Annotated in this window: 1 protein-coding gene; it reads left to right on the forward strand. The window is 24.6% G+C overall.

The genetic code is table 11. The features are described 5' to 3' along the window. Positions 1–1118 precede the first annotated feature (1118 nt). Positions 1119–2879 (forward strand): DNRLRE domain-containing protein, encoded by a 1761-nt coding sequence (locus tag AYC61_RS00920; protein WP_066495453.1) that lies wholly within the window; start codon positions 1119–1121, stop codon positions 2877–2879. The last annotated feature ends 57 nt before the right edge of the window (positions 2880–2936 follow it).

Here is a 2936-nt window from a genome sequence, read left to right on the forward strand (position 1 = left end):
TTTTTGTGTTGAAGCTTTACAAGACATTTTTTTTACTCGGAGATGCCTATATTTTTTTGATTATATGAAGATGAAAAAATATAGGCATCAATGTCGTGAACAAAAAATGTCTTGTAGCTTCTAAAGGATATAATGGTTTATTTCTTTAAGGTCAAGCGTTGTGAGTCAGAAGTTTTTACATAATGGTATTCATTACTAAATGGAGAGGGGCACGAATCTGAGAATCTTTGCTGTTCCTGTAAAGAAGCAATTTTTTTCATTTAATAAAAGCATTGAAAAAATTACTTCTTAAAAGTCACCTACAAAGAAACCTCAGATTGAGCCCTAGTAAATTTTTTATTGGAATATTGTTCTAGCAGTTATTTAAGGTTTGATTAGGTAGTGTTTAGTAAATGATAAACTATAGATTAGATTATAAGAGTTACTTAAAAATTAATCCTCATCTAAAAAAATATAATCAATATCTAACTAGGATTTCTCTAAGGTTTCTTCGGAGAGCGATTTTAAGAGCTTGTTTCCTCAAAGCTTTTATTAGAACAAAGGAAACAAGCTCTTTACGGAGCCGTAGAAGATTCTTAGAGAAATCCTACATCAATGAATTAGGAAAATAAATGAGTAGTTTCATTGAAAAGCTTACGAAGCTTGACTATATCAAATCTTCAAAGAATTACAACAAATAGCTGATAGATATATTTTTATAAACAAATATATAGTATAGAGATATCAATGTTAACGCGGCGTATGCCGCTTTTGTACAAGCATAGTAAAACTATGACTTTGATCAGAAATATAAATTTATGATTACGTGAAAATTCACTTACTCCTTTTAAATTTAGTAACAAACTGAATTATTCTGGTTGTACAGAGTTAAGTTAGGCATCATAACTTGACTATATTTACAGTAAGTAACATTTTAAGTTATTGCTAAATATAATATAATAAACATTAATTTTATAAAAAGTATTTATAGTATGTCAGAGTACATTGATATAAATAATTAGACCTAGATTATTCATATAACTACCGATATAAATAGTATATAATTTTCTATGAATAGTCTAGGTTAGAATATAATATGCAGTTTATTGTGCTGTTATAGATAAATAAAGGGTGATTAAATGAAAGAGCTAATTATTTATCCTACTAAAGATGCAACAGTTAATAGCGATATGCCTGATGATAATTTTGGAGAGTATTATATTTGCTTTATTGGTACTTTTATGAAACAGTGTATTTACAAATCCTATCTGCAATTTGAACTTCCAATATTATCATCAAATAATGAAATAAAAAAGGTAGAATTAAATATTTATGTAATGAGAAATGATAATGCTGAAATAAAGAAAGAATATAAAATTACAAGATTAAGCGATTCATTTGAAGAAAATTTAATAACCTATAAAAATGCACAAATAGCTACAGAATTAGAAGATGTACATTTTGAAATTGAAGATCAACTGGATCAATATATTAAGATAGATATAACAAAATTGTTTAGCCTTTCAAGTAACGAAAAAGAATTCACAGTAGAATTGAAATCTTATGAAAATAACTGGGATAATTTAATTGCATTTTACAGTAAAGATTGTGATGAGATGAAATTTTATCCATATATAAGAATAATATTCTCTAATGAAAAACCTAAAACAAGTTTTATTGAAACAGATAACAAAACCAAAATGGAATATTTTAAAGATGGGAGCGAATACTTCTATTTAGGAAAATACGACAAAGCATTAGAATATTATATACAATTATTAAGAGTTTTTGATAGAGAAGCTAATATTAGTCCTACTTTATTATATAGATCTTGTTTGTGTTATATAGAATTAGGTATGTATACACATGCTTATAAGTTATCAAATGAAGCAATTAAATTATATCCAAATCTTTCAGGTATGTATTATATTAAAGGTTTATTATATATGAAACTGTATGAATTGTTGAAGGCTAAAGATATGTTTGAGAACTGTTTAGAATTAAGTAAAACTTCCAATGATATATATCAAAAAGTGGGATGTTCTGACTATTTAGCTTTTTATTATTTAGGTGAAATAAATTATGAGGAAGAATACTATAAAAAAGCTTATAAATATTATATAGAAGCTGTCAAGATAAATCCTAGATATACTAAACCTTACAATAAAATTGTTGATATTTTACTAATAAATGATAAAGATTTAGGTTTTATAGAAGAATCTATATTAGATTTAAAACAATATAAATCAAAGCAAAATGTGCAATATGATTTAGTTGAAATATTAATTAAATTAAAAAAGTATAAAGAAGCTTATGAATTACTATCAAGAGTAAATGATAGAAGTGAAAAAGCTAATTATCTAAAAGGTCAAATCTTTATGGGAATGAAGAAGTATGATAAAGCAATAGATGTTTTTAATTCTATAAAGCAGGAAAAATATTTTAGAGATATACAGTTTGACATTATATTATGCCAAATATATTTAAAAAATATAGAAAGAGCTAAAGAAATATTATATAAAATAAGCTTTAATTACACAGATAAATCACTAATATATAGATTATTAATAAACAGTGTATTTGATCGAAATACTAAAATAACGAATAAAATATTGAAAGAATTACAAAAAAAGACATATGATATTTATGATGAGATTTTTTCACTTATAGAAAAAATATTATTAACTGCTGAGAGTGATATATTTGAAAAATGTTTATATATTATTGATTTTTTAGATAATACTGATGTTCTATTAAAATTAGGCAAAATATATTATAAACACCGGTTGTATCACATGGCATTAGCAGAATTTGTACGTTCAATAAAAGAATTTAACCGTATTGATAAAGAGGGACTTTATATGATGAAGAAGTGTTTAATTAAATTGGAAAAGTTATAGAAAATAAAACTTGACAGATAGATATAATGCCTATATAATTAACCTGAAGTTATTAAC

Source organism: Abyssisolibacter fermentans (genome assembly GCF_001559865.1).
Classification (GTDB): Bacteria; Bacillota; Clostridia; order Tissierellales; family MCWD3; genus Abyssisolibacter; species Abyssisolibacter fermentans.